This is a genomic window from Microbacterium sp. X-17 (assembly GCF_039615055.1).
The window spans coordinates 520,121-541,660 of the sequence record NZ_JBDHNI010000006.1; the positions used below are offsets into that span (position 1 = coordinate 520,121).

Consider the following 21,540-nt stretch of genomic DNA (forward strand, 5'->3'; position numbering starts at 1 on the left):
GCCGTCAGCGGTCGGCCTCCGTCGCCATCAGCAGGTAGCCGAACTGCTCGGCGACGACCTCGAAGCCGTGCCGCTCGTACAGCCGCTGGGCGCCGAGATTCTGCTCCCAGACCGTAACGGTGAGCCGGCGGTGCGTGGCGAGCAGCCCGGTCAGCACGCTGGAGGCGACGCCACGGCCGCGGCGCTCGGCGAGCACGGCGAGCTCGACGAGGTGCGTGCGGCCGTCCTCGTCGTGCAGCGTGACGGTGCCGACCGGCTCGCCGCCCTCCAGGACGATGGAGGTCTCGGCGTCGGGGTAGCGGTCGCGGCGGTCGGCCGAGTGCGCGCGGTACTTCGGCCCGAGCGCGGGATCGAGCTCCGCGCCGTCCGCGCCAGGGAGCTCCCAGCGCTTGGCGTCCCGGAAGACGCGCCGGAGGAACGGCTCGTCGGCCGCCGTCGCCGGCCGCAGCGTCACCGCGCCAGGCGGGACGGCGGAGGGCGTCACTTCGGGCGCCGTCTCCAGGGGCTCGACGGGACGCAGCCGAACGGTCCGCGGATCACCGGCGCCCCGCTCCGACACCCCGAGCACGAGCGTGCGCAGCGCCGTCACGGCACGTCGCGACACCTCGGGCACTGGCGATCCTTCCTCGCTCGACGCGGCGGGTTTCCGCGGAGCATGGATGCGAGCTTAGGGCATCCACCGGGCCCTCCTCTGGCCCGCAGAGAGGGGGTATCCACCCGCCGCGCGTAGGCTGGGAGGCATGCTTGCGACCATCATCCACGGAGAGCGCGACGTGCGCCTCGAAGAAGTCCCCGACCCCGTCCTCTCGACCGGTGGCGACGCTATCGTGCGCGTCGTCGCGGCGTGCGTCTGCGGGTCCGACCTGTGGCCGTACCGCGGCGTGACCCCCACCGCCTCCCCGCGCCGCATCGGCCACGAGTTCGTCGGCGTGGTCGAGGAGGTCGGCCCCGAGGTGAGCACGATCTCGGTCGGCGATTTCGTCATCGCCCCGTTCTACGACTGCGACATGACCTGCGAGAACTGCAAGAACGGCGTCAGCACCTCCTGCCTGCACGGCGGCTGGTGGGGCGCGGACGACCGGCTCGGCGGCTTCGCCGACGGCGGCCAGGGCCAGAAGGTGCGGGTCCCGCACGCCGACGGCTCGCTCGTCGCGACGCCGGAGTACCCGCGCGCGGAGCTCATCCCGAGCCTCCTGACCCTGTCGGATGTCATGGGCACCGGCCACCACGCCGCCGTGTCCGCGGGCGTCACCGAGGGCAGCACGGTCGTCGTGGTCGGCGACGGCGCGGTGGGCCTGTGCGCCGTGCTCGCCTCCAAGCGCCTCGGCGCCTCCCGCATCGTCGCCATGTCGCGGCACGAGTCGCGCCAGGCGCTCGCCCGCGAGTTCGGCGCGACCGACATCGTCGCCGAGCGCGGCGAGGAGGGCATCGCGGCCGTCAAGGAGCTGTTCGACGGCATCGGCCCGGACTGCGTCCTGGAGGCCGTCGGCACCAAGGAGTCGATGGACCAGGCCATCCGGTCGGCCCGTCCCGGCGGGATGGTCGGCTACGTCGGCGTCCCGAACGGCGGTGCCGAGCTCCCCATCCGCACCCTGTTCAACACGAACGTCGGCGTGAACGGCGGCGTCGCCCCCGTCCGCAACTACGTGGAGGAGCTGCTGCAGGACGTGTGGTCCGGCGCGATCGAGCCCGGCAAGGTCTTCGACCTGGAGCTCCCCCTCTCCGAGGTAGCCGAGGCCTACGCCGCCATGGACGAGCGCCGAGCGATCAAAACCCTCATCCGCCCCTGACCACACCGCCCAGACGTGAGAAATCGCGGGAATCGTTCGGTCGATTCCCGCGATTTCTCACGTTTCAACGGGGGTTAGGCGTTGGTGAGGAGGATGTCGTCGAGCGCGTTGCGGGTGCGGGGGGCGAGCTCGCGCTCGCGGAGGGGCTCGGGCAGCGCGTCCACGTCGCCGAGCATGCCGACGGCGGTGACGGAGACCGGCACGAAGCGCTCCTCGACGTCGAACGCCGCGCGGATGCCCGCGGGGTCGAAGCCGCCCATCTGGTGGGTGTGGAGGCCGTCGTGGTGGGCCTGGACGCTGAAGTGCGCGACGGCCTGGCCGACGTCGTAGGTCGCCCAGCGACGCTCGTTGCCCTCGGCGTCGACGGCCTCGGCGAGTGCGACCACGAGCGCCCCGGCGGCGCCGGCCCACGCCTGGTTGAAGCCCATCAGGTTGGCGACGATGGCGTCGAACGCCTCGCTGCCGCGCCGCGCGACGATGAACCGCCACGGCTGCGAGTTGTTGGCGGACGGCGACCAGCGTGCGGCCTCCAGGGCGGCGGTCAGCTTGTCCTCGTCGATGGCGGCCTCGGTGTCGAAGGCGCGCGGGCTCCAGCGCTCGGCGAGCGCGGGCAGCAGCGGGAAGGACGTGTCGGCGGTGCGGGTGACGGTGTCGGTCAGCGACATGGGGTGGGACTCCTCGACGGTGGAAACAGGATCACGAGGCTCCATTGCCCAGCTATAAACATGTGAACACATGGACCTGGGAGGGTATTCCAGGATTTGGTGACGTGTCTCCGAAAGGAGGGCCGGCCTACAGCCAATCCTTCCGCTTGAACGTCAGATACAGACCCCCGCACCCGACCACCATCAACAGCGTCGACATCCACAGCCCGCCCATCGAGTTGAAGCCCGGGTACGGCAGGTTCTGCCCGTAGAAGCCCGTGACCGCCGCCGGGACCGCGATGATCGCCGCCCAGCTCGTCACCTTCTTCATGATCACGTTGAGCCGGTTGCCCTCCATCGCGATCTGCGTGTCCGACAGCGCCGTCACGAGGTCGCGCAGCGAGTCCGCCCACTCCACGTGGTGCACGCCGCGGTCGTAGAGGCCCTGGAACAGCGGGAACAGGCCCTGGCTCACGCAGTCGGCCTCGCGGCGCAGCAGGGCGTCGACCGCGTCGCGCAGCGGCAGGAGGCAGCGGCGCAGGCGGGAGGCCGACTTGCGCAGCTGGTAGACCCGGTTCTGGATCACCGCGGGCTTCGCGCCGGGCGCGAGCAGGACGTCCTCGATGTCGTCCAGTTCGTCGTCCAGCGCGTTCAGGGCGGTGCCGGCCTCGCCGAGCAGCTGGTCGAGGACGATCCACAGCAGCCAGCCGACGCCCTGGTCGCGGTGCCGCTTCTCGGCTGCCAGGCGCGCGCGCAGCGGCTCGAAGTCGAAGTCGCCGTCGTGGTCGAGGATCAGCAGCCGCGGCAGCACGTAGATGTGGAGGTCCGCGACGGCGAGCTGGAACGTCGGCTCCTCCAGCTGCACCCGATGGGTGGAGAGGCGCACGTGCTCCCCGGCGACCATCGGCATGTGCCCGGCGGAGGCCGACGCGGGCGGGTGGACGAGGTCGTGCGCGCCGAGCCGGTCGGCCAGCTGAGCGAGCTGCAGCCGGTCCGGGTCCTGGATCTCGAGGTATCCGAACGCGGTCGAGGTCTGCAGCTCGTCCATGAGCTCGGTGAGCGACCCGACGTCGGTGCGTTTGTCCCCGTCGAAGAGCGTCCCCCGAAGCTGGAGCGACTCCTCCTGAACCTGCTGCGACACGCGACCTCCTCGTTGGCTGACGCTCCAACCTACGACCTCCCCGCTGAGTCGTCGCCGCTGGGAGGTGATGGAGTTCTCAGGAAACGGGCGCGGGGGTGCCCCAGTTGTGGTGGCAGTTCGCTGGCGCTGGGCTGTTGCCTCTTCGTCGGGTCACTCCTTGATCAGGGTCACCTCGGGGGTGGTCGGCGAGGTCGTCTTGATCGTGGCGATGCCGAGCGCCGCGACGCCGACGAGCGCGAGCGTGACGACAGCGATCACCGCGACGAGCACCCCCGTTCTCCGTGGTCGTTTAGATGCGAGAAGGATCGAGGCCCAGCACAGAAGACCGAGACCGACCGGGATCAACGGCGGAAGAGCCAGCATCGATGCGCTCACGAGGACGGCGACGGCAAGCAGCCAGTACTCCATCCGGCTGGTGCGCGTCGCCGCCTCGTGCACGGCCATCAGATGTTCTTCAACCAGCCGCTCACCAATGCCGTGCCGCGGTATGTCAGTCCCTGTTCTTTGTTCGCCATCCAGGACGACCCTTGATAGAGGAACGAGAGGCGGTGATGCACCTTGCAGGTTCCCGCGCCGGCCGATATGTAGTTCGATGCGGTCTGATTGATGCTCCAGGGGCCGCCGAAACCGGAGAACCATCCTGTGCATTCCAGATTGCGGGTCACGGCGATCGAGGTCGCCTCGAAGCCGTAACGGAGGTTGAAGGTGCCCGTCGTGATGCCCCAGAGGTTCACGTTGACCGGGTATGTTGCGGTGTAGCGAGATGCGCCTGCGCGGTCTCGCGTCGGTTCTGCCGTCAATGTGGGAGCCTGCGCCTCGCTGAACTCCATGACGGACAAGGGGTCTTCCGAGACGGCGTCCAAGAACCGTTCCTGCTCGGTCGGCGAGAGTCGATCGAATCGTGCGTTGAGTGCTGCTTCGGTCGTGTCGTCGACCTTCAGGTCGGCGACGAACGACTCGAACGCGGCTTCGTTCGTCTCGACGGTGTCGGCGTGAGCCGCCGAGACCCCGCCTGCTGAGCACAGGGCCACTGCGGCCACTCCGGTCAGCATCTGAATGGCCGTACGAGCGCGGTTAAGAATCATCTTTGATACTCATCTCTGTGTCTTGATGAGCTCAATGGGACGCTCATCAAGCGAAGTCTACAGATATTCCAGACGCTAAGCCACATCAATTGAACAGTGTGTCTACGCCGCGACCGGCCGGCCGGGCACCCGCTCGCCCCGGACTGATGCCGCCGGGCCGCTCAGGGCACCAGGTCCTGGTACTGCGGCAGCGACCCGTCCAGCACCGGCACGTTCAGCGTCTCCGTCATCGTGCTGGTCTGGAACGTCACCGGCTCCAGCGACCCCGGCTTCGCGTCGAGGCCGTCGAAGGTGACTGTCTGGCCGTCGGAGGTGCCGAGCTGCACCGACTCGGCGGGCTTCACCGTCACCGTCTCGGAACCGGCCGTCGTCACGATGCGCACCTCCTCGCTCGACTCGCCCTGGTTGACGAGGGTCGCGACCAGGCTGGCGGGGGAGGACGACTGCGCGGTGAGCAGCACCGCGTTTCCGATGAAGATCGGGCCGATGTCGCCGTTCACGCCGTCCGCGGTCTCCTGGATGTACTTCGTGTCCTGCGGGGCGAACAGATCGCAGCCGGTCAGGAGGCCTAGGACGGCGACGCCGACCAGCGCGGCAGCGGCCCGGCGCAGCACCCGCCGCCGCTGACCGGTCGGTCGTGCGGTGCGGTGCGTCGGCGCCTCGGCTGGGATCACGGCGGCTGGGATCACGGCGTCAGCATAGCGCCGCCGCCGAGGCCCGCGGGAGGTCCTTCCGCGATCGCGCCGACCGTGCCGAAAGCGCTCTCCCGTGTGAACGCCGTGTGTCGTCCGTGTAAATCTTCGTAACCTCACAGAGAGCCCTTTCGAGCCTCGACCGGGGTACAGAGAGCGCCCGCGATCCACGCCGCCGCGGCGGGGATTACGCACCCGAATATCGGCGACCATCAGCATTTCCGTATGGTTCCGACCCCGGCTCCTCGCGTGTCCGCATGTCGGCGGACACGTCCCCCGGGCGCAGGGCCGCGCCACGCCGTCAACACCCGTCCACCCCCACTTGCGGGTCGCGGATACCGCCCCGTACAACTGTGACCACCCGAACCGACCAGATCCCCGCCGACGTGGATGCCATCCCATCAGCACCCGAGAGGCCTGTCTCGTGTTCATCTTCCTGTTGCAACTCCGGCACATGCTGGGCGGCCATCCCGAGTTCTACCTGTTCGCGATCTACTCGGCCCTGATCTGGGTGATCTGGATCGTCAAGGTGCTCATGTCGCGTCGCTACCGGCCATACACCGGCGAGTTCCACGGCACGACCAGCGTCGTCGTCCCGGTCGTGGACGAGCCGCTGGATCTGTTCCGCGACGTGCTCGGCCGGATGGTCGAGCAGAAGCCCGGCGAGATCATCGTGGTCATCAACGGCGCCCCCAACCCCGAGCTCGCCGGGGTCTGCGAGGAGTTCGCCCCGCTGGTGCGCTGGGTGCACACGCCCATCCCCGGCAAGCGCAACGCGGTCATGATCGGGACGCGGATGTCCACCGGTGAGATCACCGTGCTGGTCGACTCCGACACTGTTTGGACGCGCGACACCCTGAGCGAGCTGGTCAAGCCGTTCGCGGACGAGCGCGTCGGCGGCGTGACCACCAAGCAGCGCATCCTGGAACCCGAGCGGAGCTGGATCACCCGCTGGGCGGACTGGCTGGAGAACTCGCGGGCGCTCTACTCGATGCCGGCGCAGAGCGTGGTCGGCCAGATCGGCTGCCTGCCGGGGCGGACCATCGCCTTCCGGCGCTCGATCCTGATGCGGGTGATGGAGAAGTTCATGACCGAGAAGTTCCTCGGCGTCTTCCTGGAGGTCTCGGACGATCGCACGCTGACGAACCTCACGCTCAAGGAGGGGTACCGCACCGTCTACCAGCACACCAGCCTCGTCTACACGGACGCTCCCCTGAAGGTCAAGAAGCTGTTCAAGCAGCAGCTCCGCTGGGCGCGCGGCAGCCAGTACAACACGATGCGGATGCTGCCGTGGATGCTCGGCCACGCGCCCCTTCTCGCGTTCTTCTTCGTGATGGACATCCTGCTCCCGTTCATCCTCGCCGGGGTCATGGGCGGCTGGGTGTACCGGTCGATCACGGGGGAGGGCTACAACTTCTACGAAGGCTTCCTGAAGTCGTACGGCATCCAGGGCGGGATCATCACCGTGGTCGCCCTCATGGTCGCGTCGTCGGTGATCAGCATGTCCATCCGGCAGATCCGGCACCTCTCCGAGAAGCCGGCCGACTTCTTCCGGCTGCCGGTCTTCATCGTCGTCTCGACGTTCTTCTTGATGCCGATCCGGCTGATCGGCTTCTTCCGGATGGCACACGCCAGCGGCTGGGGGACCAGGGCCGGAGCGTACGCGGGAGGACCGGGGCAGATCAGCTCCGACGACGAGATCGCCACGCTCGGCACCGCGACGGACACGACGCCGAGCCCCGCCCTCCCTGACGCGGTCGGCGGCGTCACCTCGGCTACGGCGCTCGCCACTGCCACCCGCCCGACCACGGCCGTGGTCACGCGCGCGCAGCAGAAGACCGCCGCCAAGGCCGTCACGAAGAAGGCCGCACGCCGCCGGCCGAACCCGCTCGCAGCAATCCCGTACCTGATCGGCATCGCGATCCTGACCCTGGAGGTCCTGTTCCTTGTCTGACCCGACGTTCACCGGCCGCGTCGCCGACCGAGCCCACAGCTGGTGGGCCCAGTCCCGGTCCCGTTCGCAGGCCACAGCCGCCGCCTTCCTCGTGCTCGCCCTGGTCCTCGTGGGGATCTCCGCCTACGTCTGGGCCTCGCCGACGGGCGCCCCGCTGCGCGACGCGGTCGCCGACGTCACCGAGACCGTGACGCCCTTCGCCGCTCAGAACGCGGAGCTCAGGCGCAACCTCGACCGCGCGACGCAGACCATCGCCTCCCAGAAGGGCAAGATGACCGCGATGCAGGCGGAGTCCGTGGCGGCGCAGGCCGGTGCCGCCAAGCAGCTCGCCGCGGCGCAGCAGAAGACGCAGGCCGCGCAGAGCGAGCTCGCGAACGTGAAGGCGCAGCTCGCCGCCGCGCAGGCGAAGACGGGCCACTCGTCCACGAGCACAGGGGCCTCCGGCAAGCCGGCATCCAGCTCGCCCGGCACCGGGCCCGCGCCGATCACCGCGCCCGCTCGCGCCGACCTCCTGAAGCCGTCGAGCCGCTACTTCGGGATGTTCACCGACCAGGCGCCGTTCAACTGGGCCACCTTCGACGCCACCAGCGCGAAGATCGGCGTCTCCCCGAACCTGGTCGGCTACTTCCAGGGCTGGGACCAGTCGTTCCGCGCCGACGCGGTCCAGCGCTCCTGGCAGCAGGGCCGGATGCCCATGATGACCTGGGAGTCGCGGCCGATCAGCGCGGACAACTCGTCCAACTCGGCACCGGACTACTCCCTCCCGAAGATCATCGGCGGCGACTTCGACGCCTACCTGCACCAGTACGCGAAGGCCGTCGTCGCGACCGGCCTCCCGCTGGCGATCCGGCTCGACCACGAGATGAACGGCATCTGGTACCCGTGGTCGGAGACCGACGGCGCGGGCAACCCGATCAACGGCAACAGCCCGGGCGACTACGTGAAGATGTGGCGGCACGTGCACGACATCTTCCAGCAGGAGGGCGCGAACGATCTGGTCGTCTGGGTGTGGGCGCCGAACATCGTGAACAACCTCCCCGCCGGCCACAAGGCAGCCGGCTACCTGGAGAGCCTGTACCCGGGCGACCAATACGTCGACTGGGTGGGACTCTCCGGCTACCTGCGACCGCCCTACAAGTCCGACAACGACTTCAGCTTCGACTACACGTTCAAGGCGAGCCTCGACACGCTGCGGAGCATCACGAAGAAGCCGATCATCCTCGCCGAGGTCGGAGCGTCGGAGACGGACGGTCACAAACCCGCCTGGATCAGCTCGTTCTTCGACGGGCTCGCCAAGCCGGAGAACTCCGACATCATCGGCTTCTCCTGGTTCAACCTCGCGGTCACCAGCTACGTGGAGGGCGTGCGCGCCACCAACGACTGGCGCATCGACTCCCGCTCGGACTCGCTGTCGGCCTTCATCGCGGGCCTGACGAGACCCGAGGACGACTTCACCCTCACCCCGGCACAGTGACCCCGGAAGGAATCGGCATGACCACCGGCAAGAAGATCCAGAAGGACCACCCCGCCCCGCGCATCAGCGTGATCGGCACCGGCTACCTCGGCGCGACCCACGCCGCCGCGATGGCCGAGCTCGGGTTCGACGTCGTCGGCGTCGACACCGACCCGCACAAGGTCGCCGAGCTCACCGAGGGCCGCGCGCCGTTCTTCGAGCCGGGGCTGCCCGAGCTCATCCGCTTGAACGTCGCCGCGGGCCGGCTGCGCTTCACGACCGACCTCGCGGAGGCCGTCGCCGCCTCCGACGTCCACTTCATCTGCGTGGGAACGCCGCAGCAGTCCGGGTCGTTCGCGGCCAACCTGAGCTATGTGGAGGCCGCCACCCGCGGGGTCGCCGCCGCGCTCACGCACGACGCCCTGATCGTGGGCAAGTCCACCGTGCCGGTCGGCACCGGGGCGCGGCTGCGCGCGATCGTGGCGGAGGCCGCACCGAGCGGCGTCGCGGCAGAGCTCGTCTGGAACCCGGAGTTCCTCCGCGAAGGCAAGGCCGTCGACGACACGCTGCGGCCCGACCGGCTCGTGTTCGGTGGCACCTCGGAGCGGTCGGAGGCCGTCCTCCGCCGCGTCTACGCGAAGCCGATCGCCGACGGGACGCCGGTGCTGGTCGCCGACCTGCCGACGGCCGAGCTCGTGAAGGTCAGCGCCAACGCCTTCCTGGCCACCAAGATCTCGTTCATCAACGCGATCGCGGAGGTGTGCGACGCGGCGGGCGCGGACGTGGCACTGCTGGCCGACGCGCTCGGCCACGACTCCCGCATCGGCCGCCAGTTCCTCAACGCGGGCCTCGGGTTCGGCGGCGGCTGCCTGCCGAAGGACATCCGCGCTCTGATGCACCGCTCGAACGAGCTCGGCGCGCACGCGGCGGTCGGCCTCCTCCAGCAGGTGGACGAGATCAACATGGGGCGCAGGCAGCGGGTGATCGACCTCGCCCTGCGCGCTCTCGGCGGCTCGGTGCTCAACCGGCGGATCGGCGTGCTCGGCGCCGCATTCAAGCCGCAGACCGACGACGTCCGCGATTCGCCCGCGCTCAACGTCGCGGCCGCGCTGCACCTGCGCGGCGCCCAGGTCGTCGTGTACGACCCCGAGGCCCGCGGCACCGCGCAGCGGCTCTACCCGACGCTCGGCTACGCCGGGTCGATGGCAGAGGCCCTGGACGGCGCCGACCTCACCGTCGTCCTCACCGAGTGGGACGAGTTCACCGGCGCCGACCCGTCCGCACTGCGTGCGCTCACGTCCGGTGCCACCGTGATCGACGCCCGCAACTGCCTCGACGCCTCCGCCTGGAACGCCGCACGCTGGACCGTCCTCGGCATGGGCCGCGTCCCGGAGGCGGCCGCCCTCGTTCCCGACGCGCTCCCCGTCCACTGACCGGTACCCATCCACCAGAAAGCGAGCAATCGAGATGAGCAGTTACGTCACCAAGGCCGTGATCCCCGCAGCGGGGCTGGGCACCCGGTTCCTTCCCGCGACCAAGGCCATGCCCAAGGAGATGCTGCCGGTGGTCGACAAGCCGGCCATCCAGTACGTGGTCGAGGAGGCCGTCGCCAGCGGCCTCCACGACGTCCTGATGATCACAGGCCGAAACAAGAACGCGCTCGAGAACCACTTCGACCGCAACGCCGAGCTGGAGGACACTCTGGCGCGCAAGGGCGACACCGACCGCCTGCACAAGGTGAACTACTCGACCTCGCTCGCGGACCTCCACTATGTCCGCCAGGGCGACCCGAAGGGCCTCGGCCACGCCGTGCTCCGGGCGCGTATGCACATCGGCCACGAGCCGTTCGCGGTGCTCCTCGGCGACGACATCATCGACGAGCGCGACCCGCTGCTGAGCCGGATGCTGCAGGTCCAGCACGCGCTCAACACGACCGTGGTCGCGCTGATGGAGGTGCCGAGCGACTCGATCCACCTCTACGGAGCGGCCGCCGTCGTCCCGACCGAGCACGAGGACGTCGTGCGCATCACCGGCCTGGTCGAGAAGCCGAGCCCCGAGAACGCGCCGTCGAACTACGCGGTCATCGGCCGCTACGTCCTGCGTCCGGAGATCTTCGACATCCTGGAGAAGACGCCTCCCGGCAAGGGCGGCGAGATCCAGCTCACGGACGCGCTCGAAGGCCTGGCCTCCGCGCCGGCCTGGACAGGAGGCGTCCACGGCGTCGTGTTCCGCGGGCGCCGCTACGACACCGGAGACCGGCTCGACTACCTGAAGGCGATCGTCCAGCTCGCCGTCGCCCGCGATGACCTCGGCCCCGAGCTGCTGCCGTGGCTGCGCGACTTCGCCGCCAATGCGGGGCCGGCCGACACCGGGTCGATCCCCGCGCTGCCCGTCCCGCAGGAGCCGGCCGCCCGGCAGCTCCTCCAGATCGCGGGCGCCTGAGAAGCCGGCGCGGTCAGCGCAGCCCGAGCCGCTTGAGGGTGTGCTTCTCGCTCTCGCCGTTGTCGGTCTCCACCTCGTCCACCGCGATCGGGATGTTCGGGCCGATCGCCAGCCACACGAAGCCGTCGCGGTGCACGAGCGGGACGAGGTCGGTGGTGCCATCGCGCAGCAGGGTCCGCACGCGCTTCAGGAGGGCGTACCCCTCGGACGGGAGCGTGACGTAGGTCTTCCGCCGGTAGTGGACGACGTGCGCCACGGTCTTGGCCTTGAGGCCCGCGATCTCCGCTTCGGGGAACGGCTCGGCGCCGGCTGCGGGGGCGGCGTCCTTAGTGTCGGTCATGGGACGCACGGTACGCCTTCGCGGGCGGCGGCGGCAGCGGGATACATTCGACGGATGCGCCTGCCGGAGCCCGCGGAGTCTGTTCAGCCCGCCGACCTCGACCGCCTCGCCGACCGCGGCTGGCCGGCCCTGGAGCGCGAGGAGCTGGGAGGCTGGACGCTGCGGGCCGCGGGCGGCGTCACCAATCGCGCCAACTCGGTGCTGACCTGCGGCGAGGTGCCGGACGTGGAAGCCGCGGTCGAGCGCGCCGAGCGCTGGTACCGGGAGCGCGGCCTGCCCGCGGTCTTCCAGGTGAGCCCCGCGACGTCCCCTGCGCTCGTGACCGCGCTCGGGGGCCGGGGGTACCGGGAGCACTCGCAGACCGACATCCTCGTGGCCGACCGGGCGGAGGTGGCGGCCGGGGGAGCACAAGCGGTCGCGAGCCCGATCGCGACCTCCGACACCCCGCCTCCCGGCTGGCTCCCCACCTGGTGGGCCGTCGACGGCCGCGGCGGCGCCGCCGAGCGGGACATCGTCGCCCGCATCCTGACCGCCGCCCCTGCCCTCTACGCCTGGGCCGGCCCCGCCGACGCCCCCGACGCCGTCGCCCGCCTCGCCCTCGCCGACGACTGGGGCGGCCTGTACGCCGTCGCGACCCTCCCGGCCGCCCGCCGCCGCGGCCTGGCCCGCGCGCTCGCCGTCGCCCTCGCAGACGCAGCGGGCGGCCGCGGTGTCCGGCACCTGTGGCTCCAGGTGCTCGCGGACAACGCGGCCGCCCATGCGCTCTACTCCGGGCTGGGCTTCCGTCCCGCGTCGCAGTACGCGTACTGGACGGCGCCCACCGGCTGAGTCGCTCCTACTGCTGACCCGCCAGCGAGCTGACGTGTACGTAGTCGAAGCTGCTCGCGTACCCGGCGCCGCCCAGCGAGATCAGCCCGATCCGGGGATGCGCCCCGAGGTCGGCCGTCCAGGTGTCGCCACGGTCCCAGGTCTGGCCGTCGATGCTCGTGTACGCGGTGTAGAGGTCCGTCCCCTGCTGGGCGCGGTGCACGATGCGCAGGTACGTCCAGTCGGCGACCGGGCCGACGACCCCGTTCCCGTAACTCGGGTAGCCCGCGGGCGCCGGCGAGACGTGCTTGCCGAACTCGGTCTGCCGGGTGTCCCAGATGCTGTTCGACGTGAGCCGCACGTAGTTGCCGTCGTCGCCATACACGATGAGGCCGCCCTGCACGTAGTTGTGCACGCTGCCGTCGTTCGGCGTGTTCACCGAGACCTTCGTCTCCACGACGTAATCGCCGGTAGGCGCCGTCTCGGTGAGCACCGACGCGAGCGGAGTGGCGGGAGGCTGGAGGTCGGCCGCCTGCGTCTGCCAGGTCAGCGTCCCGCCCTTCACCGCGTAGCTGGAGGCGTCGGGCTGGCGCACCCAGCTCCAGTTGGCGCCCAGCGCGCTCCCGTCGAACTCGGTCGAGCGCGACAGGTCGGGGCGGCCGGGGCGCGGGTCGGGAGCGTACGCCGGCTTGTACGCCGTCCGCTGGCCGGGCTGCGCGGCCGGGCCGGGCATGAGGGAGTCGGACGGTCCGGCTCCGGCGCGCACGGTCGGCCAGTCGCCGTGCCAGTCCAGCGGGTCGATGAGCACCGGGCGCTTCGTGTAGCCGACGTCGCCCGCGTAGTACGGGTCGTTCCGGTCGACGGCGTGGTACACCATCCAGTCCTGGCCGCCGAAGTCGGTGACCACGGCGGTGTGCCCGGCGCCGACCCAGCGGTTGCCGTTCTGCGCCAGCACGGGGGTTCCGCCGACGCGGTTGGCGAGGATCGGCACGCCGTCCCGGTCGACGAAGGGACCGAGTGGGCTCCGTGACCGCGCGGCGAACACGCTGTAGCCGGTCAGCGGACCCGCGCAGCAGTTCGTGGCCGAGCCGAGGAAGTAGAACCAGCCGTCGTGCTGCACGATGTTCGTGCCCTCGTAGCGGTTGTCGATCGCGATCGGCGTCTCGGTGGAGGCGATGGAGGTCAGGCCGTCCGCGCTGAGCTTCCGGGCGAAGACGCCGCCGAAGTAGCTGCCGAAGTAGACGTAGCTGACGCCGCCGGTGGTGATGACCTCCGGGTCGAACTCCCAGCGGCGCGCGTCCGGGTTCGTCGGGTGCGCCTGCGGGGCGACGACCGGGGTCCCGGTGTCGGTCCACGGCCCGGTCGGGCTGCTGCTGGTCGCGACGCCGACCGCCGAGCCGCCGCCGGGCAGCGCCGAGTCGGAGGCCGCGTAGTACAGGTAGTAGGTGCCGTTCCGGAAGACGACGTCCGGCGCCCACATCGACCCGTTCGCGCCGAGCCACGACGGCTTCTGCGGGAAGGCGTCGCCGGCGTAGGTCCAGTGGGTGAGGTCGGCCGAGCGGTACATCGGGACGTTGTGCATCACGAGCGAGCCGTCCGCGGCCTTCTCGGTCGCGGTCAGCGCGTCCGTCGTGCAGTACAGGTACCAGTCGGTGTCGCCGTTCGTTGCGCCGTGGACGACCGACGGGTCGGCGCAGCTCGCCGCCGTCTCGCCCGACGGGAGCTGCAGCGTCATCGGGTTCCGGTAGCTCCCGGGCGTCGTCGAGCGCGCGGACGCAGTGACCCCTGGCGAGCCTCCCGGCGACGCTCCCGGCTCCGCGGCCGTCGCGGGGGCGAACGGCAGCAGTGCGAAGGTGGCGGCGATCGCGAGCGCGACGGTCGTGGTGATGCGCATGAAGACTCCTTCGTCTGGATGGATGGTGCTTCAGGCCTCCAGGCCGGTCACCGCCCGGCGGATGCGCGCGAGCGGGACCTTCGGCCGCCGGTCCTCGAACACGAGGCCGTTGGTCTCCTGGCCGGTGTCGGCGAGCTGGGTGTAGCAGAAGCCGGCGAGACCGGCGCTCGCACGTACGGCGTCGAACAGCGCGTCCAGCCGGTCGGCGAACTGGTCGGCGGTCGCGGCGGACGAGTAGCCCCAGGCGTCCTCGCTCGGCCGCTCGATGTAGGAGATGCCGCCGAACTCGGTGAGCATGATCGGCACGTCCAGCCGCTGCGCGCCGTCCACCACGAGCCGCCGCCCGGGGAAGGTGTGCGACGAGCCGAGGATGTGGTCGCGCGAGCGGTAGCGCTCACGCACGGCGTCGGGGTCGGCGTCGTAGTCGTGGATGCTCAGGATGTCCGACTCCACGTGCTCCCAGCCGTCGTTGGACACCACCGGACGGGTCGGGTCGAGCGTCTTGGTGGTGTGCACGAGCGCCTTGGCGTAGGCGACCATCCGCTGGTCGTGCGCGAGGTGCTGCACGCCCCAGCTCTCGTTGAGCGGCACCCAGGTCACGATCGACGGATGCGACCGGTCGCGGTCGAGGATGGCGATCCACTCGGCCATCGTCCGCTCGACCGCGTCGGCATCGAAGGCGTAGGCGGCGGGCGCCTCGGCCCAGATCAGGAGGCCGAGCCGGTCGGCCCAGTACAGGAAGCGCGGGTCCTCGTACTTCTGGTGGAGCCGGGCCGCGTTGAAGCCGAGTTCGAGGATCAGCTCGGCCTCGCGGCGCAGCCCCTCCGAGTCGGGCGCGGCCGAGTGCGACTGCGGCCAATAGCCCTGGTTGAGCACGGACCGCAGATACAGCGGGCGATCGTTGAGCAGGTACTGCCCGTTCTCGACCGCGATCGAGCGCAGCCCCAGGTAGGAGTGCACGACGTCGACGGTCGCGCCGGCCGGCGTCACCGTCATGGTGGCGTCGATCAGCGTCGGGCGCTGCGGCGACCACAGCAGCTCCTCGTAGGCCTGCCCGTTCTGCTGGCGGGCGACCGGGACGACCAGCTCGGCGCGCGTGCCGGAGACGACGGCCTCCACCGACGCCAGCGACTGCTCGCCGTGCGCCAGCTCCAGCCGCACGCGCGATCCCTCGGGGAGGCGCTGGGCGAAGCGGAGGTCGGCGGACACGATGCCGCGGTGGATGTCGCTGCTCCAGTGCACCTGGGTCACGTGGAAGGCGGGGACGCCCTCCAGCCAGACCGGCTGCCAGATCCCGGTGGTCCGGTGATACCAGATGGAGTGCGGGCGCTCGCGCCAGTCCTGCTTGCCGCGCGGCTGGGAGACGTCGAACGGGTCGTCCTCGGCGCGGACGGTGATCGTCAGCCCGTCGCCCTCGATCAGGTCGGTGATGTCGAACGTGAACGGGGTCTGGCCGCCCTCGTGGCGCCCGGCCAGCCGGCCGTCGACCCAGACCTCGCACCGGTAGTCGACGGCGCCGAAGTGCAGGAGGGTCCGCTCGCCCTCGGGGAGGTCGTCCACCGCGATGCGGCGCGCGTACCAGACGACCGGGTGGAACCCGGTGTCGCCGACCCCCGACGCCGGCGACTCCGCCGGGTACGGCACCATGATGCGTCCGGGGAGCTCGCCCCGGCGCTCCCAGTGCTCGGCGTGGCCGCGGTCGTCGTCGTCGAAGGCGAAGGTCCAGGCGCCGCCGAGGTCGAGCCAGTCGGGGCGGATCAGCTGGGGACGCGGGTGGCTGCCGTCCTGGTCGCTGGCGCGAAAGGCGGGGCCGGACGAGCGGTGTCTGGTGGAGATGGAGTCGAGCACGCCCCAAGCATGGCGCAACTATCCAGCGCTGTAAAGTCAGAAAACCTCGGGAGCGCTCTCCCGGGTCACGAGGGTGTACGGCACCAGCTCGTGCCGCCCCATGCCCTCGTAGCCGCCGACGCGCTCCAGCAGCATGTCCAGCGCGCGGGAGGCCAGCGCCCGCATGTCCGGGGCGATGGAGGTCAGCGACGGGTACGTGACCTGCGTCATCGGGATGTCGTCCCAGCCGGTCACCACCACGTCCCCCGGCACCCGGACGCCCCGCTCCTGGAGGGCGCGCAGCGCGCCGATCGCGGCGAGGTCGTCGCGGCAGACCAGCCCGTCGAACGTCAGCCCGGCGTCGAGCGCCGCCCCCACGGCCGTGACCGCGCTCGACGCGCTGATGGCCGTGGTCGAGATCAGCAGGCTCGGGTCCGGCGTGATCCCGGCCTCCTCGAGCGCCTGCTGATAGCCCGCGATTCGCAGGGTGGAGGTCCGGGTCAGGCCGCCGGCCTCGTGGCCGACGAAGCCGATCCGGCGCCGGCCGTGCGCGATCACGTGCGCCGTCGCCGTGCGGGCGGCCGCGACATTGTCCACCATGAGCTGGTCGACGGTGAGCGGCGCCGCGTTCTCGCCCAGGACGACGAGCGGGATGTCCGCGCGGTTCTGCGCCAGCTCGGTCGAGTTCATCAGGTTCGGCTGGAACAGCATCCCGTCGACCAGGCCGGACTCGCTGGCAGAGACGACCGCGCGCTCGCCGTCCAGCGTGCCCTCGGTCTGTTCCAGCAGCACGCGGTAGCCGCGCTCCTCGGCCGCGTCGGCGATGACCCGGGCGAGCTCGGCGAAGTAGGGGATCCGCACGTCGGCGAAGGCCAGTGCGAGCAGTCCCGTGCGCCCGGTCGCGAGGCGGCGGCCCATGACGTTCGGCCGGTAGCCGAGCTCGTCGATGGCCTTCTGGACGCGCTCGCGCATCTTGGCGCTGACGTGCGGATAGTCGCGCACGACATTGGACACGGTCTTCATCGAGACGCCCGCGTATTCCGCGACATCCTGCAAGCGAACGGCCATGTCGGCTCCTGTCTGGCGTGGCACTGGTGAGCACGAGTGTACCGTCGAAGGAAAACCGCCACCGCTTGACAGCAAATATCTAGCGCTGTAAACATGCAGGGACACCATCGGCCCTCCTCGGGCAGACCGCCGCGACTCAGCGGCTGCGGGGAGCACTCAAGGGAGAGATCACATGAAGAAGCGATTCGCGGTGCGCGCGGTCGCAGCCGCAGTCACGGTGGGGCTCGGCCTCGCGCTGACGGCGTGCGGTAGCAACTCGGGTTCCGGAGGCTCCGAGGTCTCCTCGGGCGACTACACCGGCCCGAAGGTGACCATCAGCTTCTGGAACGGCTGGACCGGCGGCGCCGCCCCCGTCCTCGTCCCGAAGCTGATCGACAAGTTCAACTCCGAGCACAAGAACATCGTCGTCAAGGACGTCCCGATGCAGTGGTCCGACATCGGCCAGAAGATGCCGCTCGCGGTCAAGGCCGGCAAGGGTCCCGACGTCGCGGTCGGCCACGGCGACGACATCGCCACCTACGCGGCCCAGGGGCTCGTGCTGAAGGCCGACTCGATCGTGAAGTCCCTCGGCTACTCGGCGAGCGACTTCCCGGCCGGCCTGATGGACGCCGGCAAGTACAACGGCGCGCAGTACGCGGTGCCGTGGAGCGTGACGCCGCTCGGCCTCTACGTGAACAAGGACGTCCTCCAGAAGGCCGGCGTCGACCCGAGCTCGATCCCGGCCGACAAGACCTCGTACGAGGCGGCCCTCGCCAAGCTCAAGGCGGCGGGCGTGCAGGGCGAGTGGGTGGACGGCTACGTGTTCACCGGAACGTTCGAGTTCGAGAGCCTGCTCTGGCAGTACGGCGGCGACCTGTTCGACAAGCCGGTCACGAAGGCGACCTTCAACTCCGACGCCGGTGTCAAGGCGCTGACCTGGATGACCGACCTCATCAAGAACGGTCACAGCCCGGCGAACGTCGCCCAGGACGGCAACATCAACGCCCTGATCGCGGGCAAGACCGCGTTCAACTGGAACGGCGTCTGGCAGACCACCAACACCGCGTTCGGCAAGCTGAACTGGCAGGCCGTCGCCGTGCCGCAGATCGGCACCCAGAAGGCCGTCTGGTCGAGCTCCACCCACTGGATGTTCATGAACAACAAGGGGCAGGACAAGAACAAGACCGCGGCCGCCGCGACGTTCGTCAAGTGGATGAACGACAACTCCGCCGACTGGCCCAAGACCGGTGAGCTGCCCGCCAAGAACTCGGTGCGCGACGACCCGAAGCTGGTCAAGGACTACCCGGCCCTGAAGCCGTTCCTGGACGAGCTGCCCTACGCCCACTACGAGGCCACGGCGCCCGGCATCACCAGCGTGGAGGCCACGATCACCACCGCGGTGAACGAGGCGATCACCGGCAAGAAGAGCCCGCAGCAGGCGCTCGACGACGCCGTCGCGAAGGCGAACGCGCTGATCAAGCAGAACAAAGACACGTATGGCAACTGACACCGACTTGCTGGTGGCGCCCCGGGAGACCGGGGCGCCCCGCCCGCGCGGCTCGGCACGGTCCGCCCGGTCGACCCGGTCCGCACGCGCTGCGGCCGGGCGGCCGGGCGGCCGGCGTCGCACGGGCGTCGCCTACCTCTTCCTGGCACCGTTCCTGGTGCTGTTCCTGGTGTTCGTGCTGGCGCCGGCCGTCTTCGGCCTGTGGATCAGCCTCACCAACTGGAGCCCGTTCCGCGCGACGCAGTCGTTCGTCGGCCTCAAGAACTACATCGAGCTGTTCACGCCGGGCAGCACGACCTCCGGCGACTTCTGGCAGTCCATGCTCGCCACCGGCATCTTCACGGTCGCGAGCGTGCCGTTCCTCCTCCTGGTGCCGCTGCTGGTCGCCGTGCTGCTGAACCAGCGCATCCGCGCCGGCTCGTTCTTCCGCGCGACGTTCTTCGCCCCGTACGTGCTGGGCGTCGCCGTCATCGGCGTGATCTGGAAGTACCTGCTCGACACGCAGTCGGGCATCGTCAACCACGTGCTCGGGATGATCGGGCTGCCCGACAACCTCCCCTGGACCGTCGACGTGCCGTGGGCCTGGATCACCCTGGTCGGCGTCACCGTCTGGTGGACGATGGGCTTCAACACCGTCATCATCCTGGCCGGGCTCAAGGGGATCAGCGCCGACCTCTACGAGGCCGCCGCCCTCGACGGGGCCGGGGCGTTCCGGCAGTTCGTCAGCGTCACGCTCCCCGGCCTCCGCCAGGTGATGACGTTCGTGGTGACCATCACGATCCTCGCCAGCGCGAACATGTTCGGCCAGTCGTTCCTGCTCACCAAGGGCGGCCCGGGCAACACGACCCGCACGGCGATCATGTACATCGCCGACCAGGGCCTGTCGCAGAACAACATGGCGGCCGCGTCGGCCATGAGCTACGTGCTGTTCGCGTTCCTCGCCATCATCAGTATCGTCAACTTCCGCCTCCAGCGGGAGCGGGCAGAGAAGAGCGCCTCATGACGACCGTCACCTCCCGGCCCGGCGAGCCCGCCGCGGACGCGCCGGAGCAGCCGCGGCGCATCCCGGCGCGGCGCAAGCAGACCCCGCAGCAGGCGCTCCGCAAGAGTGTGCTCTACGCGGCCCTGATCGTGCTCGCGCTCATCGTGATCCTGCCGCTGGTGTGGATCCTGCTGACGTCGTTCAAGACGGACGGCGACGCGATCCGCAACCCGTACTCGGCGCTGCCAAACCCGTTCTCGTTCGACGCCTACGCGACCATCGCGAACGGGCAGCAGCCGGTGTTCCGCTGGTTCCTCAACAGCCTGGGCGCCGCTGCGCTCCAGTCGGTGATCATCCTGATCACCGCCTCCCTCGCCGCGTACGCGCTCGCCCGGCTGGAGTTCGCGGGCAAGCGCATCGTCTTCGGGCTGATCGTGGCGACCCTCCTGGTGCCGCCGGTCATCTTCCTCATCCCGAACTACCTCATCGTGCAGAACCTGGGCTGGCTCGACTCCATCTGGGCGATCACCATCCCGGGGGCGGCGAGCGCGTTCGGGGTGTTCTTCCTGCGGCAGTTCTTCGTCGGGCTGCCCCAGGAGATCGAGGAGGCGGCCCGCATCGACGGTGCAGGCGACCTCCGCATCTTCCTCCAGATCGTGATCCCGCTGGCGCGGCCGGCCCTGGCGACCCTCGCGGTGCTGAGCTTCCTGGCCAACTGGAACGACTTCCTCTGGCCCGTGTACGTGCTGCTGAGCCCGGAGAACCTGACGCTGCAGCCCGGGCTCTCGCAGCTCCAGGGCGCCTACTCCACGCACTTCGCCATCGTGATGGCGGGCGCGGTGGTGGCGTCGGTCCCGGTGCTCATCCTGTTCTTCTTCGCGCAGAAGCAGATCGTGGAGAGCGTCGCGACCAGCGGGGTCAAGGGGTGAGTCGCGGGCGCACCGGCGCGGCGGCGGGCTCGGCGCTCGCCGCCGCGGTCGCGCTCGCGGCGCTGACGGGCTGCGCGGCGGGCGGTGCCGCCCCGAGCCCGACACCCACGACCGCCGCGTTCCAGCTCGACCAGGACTTCCCGGATCCGGGCGCCCTCGTGGTCGGCGACCGGGTCTACGCGTACGCGACGAACGCGCCGGGGAAGAACGTGCAGCTCGCGTCCAGCACCGACCTGCGGCACTGGACGCTGAGCGACGCGGACGCCCTCCCGGAGCTGCCGTCCTGGGCGACGCCCGGCAAGACCTGGGCTCCCGGACCGGCCGCGCTGCCCGGCGGGCGCTACGCGCTGTACTTCACCGCGACGGACACGGCCAGCGGGCGGCAGTGCGTCGGCGCCGCGTTCGCGGCCGACCCGGCCGGCCCGTTCACCTCGCCGTCCGCTGCCCCGCTGGTCTGCCCGGTCGACGAGGGCGGCGCGATCGACGCGAGCGTGTTCACGGAGGACGACGGCACCCGGTTCCTGGTGTGGAAGAACGACGGCAACTGCTGCGGACTGGACACCTGGATCCACGTGCAGCGGCTCTCCGCCGACGGCACGGCGCTGGTCGGCGAGGCGACGAAGCTCGTCAAGCAGACCGAGCCGTGGGAGGGGCACCTGGTTGAGGCGCCCGTGATCGTGAAGCACGCCGGGACCTACGTGCTGCTCTACTCGGCCAACGACTACGGCGGCGACGCGTACGCGACCGGCGCGGCCACCGCGCCGAGCCTCCTCGGCCCGTACACGAAGCACGACGGCCCGATCCTGTCGACCACGGGCAGCGGAGGTCGCTACCGCGGCCCCGGCGGAGCGGATTTGGTGAGCTTCAAGGGCGTGGACTGGCTGCTGTTCCACTCCTGGGACGACGCGACCGTCTACCGCGGTCTCCATGTCGTCCGGGTGGCCTGGCGCGGCGGCGTCCCTGTCCCCGCGACCTGACGATTCATGAGGTTCGGCTGATACGACGC

General features: G+C 70.3%; 20 protein-coding genes. 10 read left to right on the plus strand and 10 right to left on the minus strand.

What is annotated here, in order from left to right; genetic code table 11:
- Positions 1-4: 4 nt before the first annotated feature.
- Positions 5-613, minus strand: coding sequence for a GNAT family N-acetyltransferase (locus ABCS02_RS28725; protein WP_345839127.1), 609 nt, complete (start codon positions 611-613; stop codon positions 5-7).
- 127 nt (positions 614-740) lie between these two features.
- Between ABCS02_RS28725 and ABCS02_RS28730 the strand changes: the two genes are divergently transcribed.
- Positions 741-1,790 carry a zinc-dependent alcohol dehydrogenase family protein gene (locus ABCS02_RS28730; protein ID WP_345839128.1) on the plus strand — a complete coding sequence of 350 codons (1,050 nt, stop codon included), beginning with the start codon at positions 741-743 and terminating at the stop codon, positions 1,788-1,790.
- Between the two features lie 74 nt (positions 1,791-1,864).
- Here the strand turns inward: ABCS02_RS28730 and ABCS02_RS28735 are convergent, their stop codons facing one another.
- The 5 genes from ABCS02_RS28735 to ABCS02_RS28755 all read right to left on the minus strand — a co-directional run bounded on the left by ABCS02_RS28735 (position 1,865) and on the right by ABCS02_RS28755 (position 5,349).
- Positions 1,865-2,455, minus strand: coding sequence for a nitroreductase family protein (locus ABCS02_RS28735; protein ID WP_345839129.1), 591 nt, complete (start codon positions 2,453-2,455; stop codon positions 1,865-1,867).
- A gap of 127 nt (positions 2,456-2,582) precedes the next feature.
- Entirely contained in the window at positions 2,583-3,575 is a 993-nt protein-coding gene (locus tag ABCS02_RS28740) for a CorA family divalent cation transporter (protein WP_345839130.1), read from the minus strand.
- A 150-nt stretch (positions 3,576-3,725) separates the two neighbouring features.
- On the minus strand, positions 3,726-4,019 hold the full coding sequence (locus ABCS02_RS28745; protein WP_345839131.1) for a hypothetical protein: 294 nt from the start codon (positions 4,017-4,019) through the stop codon (positions 3,726-3,728).
- Complete coding sequence (locus ABCS02_RS28750; protein WP_345839132.1) at positions 4,019-4,660, minus strand: hypothetical protein; 642 nt, start codon at positions 4,658-4,660, stop codon at positions 4,019-4,021. Before ABCS02_RS28750 ends, ABCS02_RS28745 begins: the two co-directional genes overlap by 1 nt.
- A 161-nt stretch (positions 4,661-4,821) precedes the next feature.
- On the minus strand, positions 4,822-5,349 hold the full coding sequence (locus ABCS02_RS28755; RefSeq protein WP_345839133.1) for a hypothetical protein: 528 nt from the start codon (positions 5,347-5,349) through the stop codon (positions 4,822-4,824).
- A gap of 427 nt (positions 5,350-5,776) precedes the next feature.
- Here ABCS02_RS28755 and ABCS02_RS28760 point away from each other — a divergent pair, with 427 nt between their 5' ends.
- Genes ABCS02_RS28760 through galU form a run of 4 tightly spaced genes read left to right on the plus strand, consistent with a single transcriptional unit; the run spans position 5,777 to position 11,201 of the window.
- Positions 5,777-7,306: a glycosyltransferase family 2 protein gene (locus ABCS02_RS28760; RefSeq protein ID WP_345839134.1), complete on the plus strand. Its 1,530-nt coding sequence runs from the start codon at positions 5,777-5,779 to the stop codon at positions 7,304-7,306.
- The gene (locus tag ABCS02_RS28765; RefSeq protein WP_345839135.1) at positions 7,299-8,780 is read left to right on the plus strand and encodes a glycosyl hydrolase; all 1,482 of its coding nucleotides are present in this window, start codon (positions 7,299-7,301) and stop codon (positions 8,778-8,780) included. The genes ABCS02_RS28760 and ABCS02_RS28765 overlap by 8 nt, the downstream gene beginning before the upstream one ends.
- A 17-nt stretch (positions 8,781-8,797) precedes the next feature.
- Entirely contained in the window at positions 8,798-10,192 is a 1,395-nt protein-coding gene (locus ABCS02_RS28770; protein ID WP_345839136.1) for a UDP-glucose/GDP-mannose dehydrogenase family protein, read from the plus strand.
- A 34-nt stretch (positions 10,193-10,226) separates the two neighbouring features.
- Entirely contained in the window at positions 10,227-11,201 is a 975-nt protein-coding gene (gene galU, locus ABCS02_RS28775; RefSeq protein ID WP_345839137.1) for a UTP--glucose-1-phosphate uridylyltransferase GalU, read from the plus strand.
- A gap of 13 nt (positions 11,202-11,214) precedes the next feature.
- On the opposite strand, the gene ABCS02_RS28780 is transcribed toward galU, so the two are convergent.
- Positions 11,215-11,541 carry a hypothetical protein gene (locus ABCS02_RS28780; protein WP_345839138.1) on the minus strand — a complete coding sequence of 109 codons (327 nt, stop codon included), beginning with the start codon at positions 11,539-11,541 and terminating at the stop codon, positions 11,215-11,217.
- Positions 11,542-11,595: 54 nt separating this feature from the next.
- On the opposite strand from ABCS02_RS28780, the gene ABCS02_RS28785 reads away from it, so the two are divergent.
- Positions 11,596-12,369: a GNAT family N-acetyltransferase gene (locus ABCS02_RS28785; RefSeq protein WP_345839139.1), complete on the plus strand. Its 774-nt coding sequence runs from the start codon at positions 11,596-11,598 to the stop codon at positions 12,367-12,369.
- A gap of 7 nt (positions 12,370-12,376) precedes the next feature.
- Here the strand turns inward: ABCS02_RS28785 and ABCS02_RS28790 are convergent, their stop codons facing one another.
- The 3 genes from ABCS02_RS28790 to ABCS02_RS28800 are packed head-to-tail and all read right to left on the minus strand — an operon-like array spanning position 12,377 to position 17,137.
- Entirely contained in the window at positions 12,377-14,242 is a 1,866-nt protein-coding gene (locus tag ABCS02_RS28790; protein WP_345839140.1) for a family 43 glycosylhydrolase, read from the minus strand.
- Between the two features lie 30 nt (positions 14,243-14,272).
- Entirely contained in the window at positions 14,273-16,090 is a 1,818-nt protein-coding gene (locus ABCS02_RS28795; RefSeq protein WP_345839141.1) for a glycoside hydrolase family 2 TIM barrel-domain containing protein, read from the minus strand.
- 36 nt (positions 16,091-16,126) lie between these two features.
- On the minus strand, positions 16,127-17,137 hold the full coding sequence (locus ABCS02_RS28800; RefSeq protein ID WP_345839142.1) for a LacI family DNA-binding transcriptional regulator: 1,011 nt from the start codon (positions 17,135-17,137) through the stop codon (positions 16,127-16,129).
- A gap of 172 nt (positions 17,138-17,309) precedes the next feature.
- Here ABCS02_RS28800 and ABCS02_RS28805 point away from each other — a divergent pair, with 172 nt between their 5' ends.
- From ABCS02_RS28805 to ABCS02_RS28820, 4 genes are read left to right on the plus strand one after another with little or no spacing between them, the layout of a single operon-like run.
- On the plus strand, positions 17,310-18,623 hold the full coding sequence (locus ABCS02_RS28805) for an ABC transporter substrate-binding protein (RefSeq protein ID WP_345839143.1): 1,314 nt from the start codon (positions 17,310-17,312) through the stop codon (positions 18,621-18,623).
- Entirely contained in the window at positions 18,613-19,626 is a 1,014-nt protein-coding gene (locus tag ABCS02_RS28810) for a sugar ABC transporter permease (protein WP_345839144.1), read from the plus strand. The genes ABCS02_RS28805 and ABCS02_RS28810 overlap by 11 nt, the downstream gene beginning before the upstream one ends.
- Positions 19,623-20,534, plus strand: a complete 912-nt coding sequence (locus tag ABCS02_RS28815) for a carbohydrate ABC transporter permease (protein ID WP_345839145.1) — start codon at positions 19,623-19,625, stop codon at positions 20,532-20,534. Before ABCS02_RS28810 ends, ABCS02_RS28815 begins: the two co-directional genes overlap by 4 nt.
- Complete coding sequence (locus ABCS02_RS28820) at positions 20,531-21,511, plus strand: glycoside hydrolase family 43 protein (protein WP_345839146.1); 981 nt, start codon at positions 20,531-20,533, stop codon at positions 21,509-21,511. Before ABCS02_RS28815 ends, ABCS02_RS28820 begins: the two co-directional genes overlap by 4 nt.
- Positions 21,512-21,540: the final 29 nt, after the last annotated feature.

What these genes read in the sequence shown, in the direction of transcription:
- ABCS02_RS28730 (WP_345839128.1), top strand. Translation starts at nt 741, where the DNA reads ATGCTTGCGACCATCATCCACGGAGAGCGCGACGTGCGCCTCGAAGAA.
- ABCS02_RS28735 (WP_345839129.1), bottom strand. Translation starts at nt 2,455, where the DNA reads ATGTCGCTGACCGACACCGTCACCCGCACCGCCGACACGTCCTTCCCG.
- ABCS02_RS28745 (WP_345839131.1), bottom strand. Translation starts at nt 4,019, where the DNA reads ATGGCCGTGCACGAGGCGGCGACGCGCACCAGCCGGATGGAGTACTGG.
- ABCS02_RS28750 (WP_345839132.1), bottom strand. Translation starts at nt 4,660, where the DNA reads ATGATTCTTAACCGCGCTCGTACGGCCATTCAGATGCTGACCGGAGTG.
- ABCS02_RS28770 (WP_345839136.1), top strand. Translation starts at nt 8,798, where the DNA reads ATGACCACCGGCAAGAAGATCCAGAAGGACCACCCCGCCCCGCGCATC.
- galU (WP_345839137.1), top strand. Translation starts at nt 10,227, where the DNA reads ATGAGCAGTTACGTCACCAAGGCCGTGATCCCCGCAGCGGGGCTGGGC.
- ABCS02_RS28780 (WP_345839138.1), bottom strand. Translation starts at nt 11,541, where the DNA reads ATGACCGACACTAAGGACGCCGCCCCCGCAGCCGGCGCCGAGCCGTTC.
- ABCS02_RS28785 (WP_345839139.1), top strand. Translation starts at nt 11,596, where the DNA reads ATGCGCCTGCCGGAGCCCGCGGAGTCTGTTCAGCCCGCCGACCTCGAC.
- ABCS02_RS28790 (WP_345839140.1), bottom strand. Translation starts at nt 14,242, where the DNA reads ATGCGCATCACCACGACCGTCGCGCTCGCGATCGCCGCCACCTTCGCA.
- ABCS02_RS28800 (WP_345839142.1), bottom strand. Translation starts at nt 17,137, where the DNA reads ATGGCCGTTCGCTTGCAGGATGTCGCGGAATACGCGGGCGTCTCGATG.
- ABCS02_RS28805 (WP_345839143.1), top strand. Translation starts at nt 17,310, where the DNA reads ATGAAGAAGCGATTCGCGGTGCGCGCGGTCGCAGCCGCAGTCACGGTG.
- ABCS02_RS28810 (WP_345839144.1), top strand. Translation starts at nt 18,613, where the DNA reads ATGGCAACTGACACCGACTTGCTGGTGGCGCCCCGGGAGACCGGGGCG.
- ABCS02_RS28815 (WP_345839145.1), top strand. Translation starts at nt 19,623, where the DNA reads ATGACGACCGTCACCTCCCGGCCCGGCGAGCCCGCCGCGGACGCGCCG.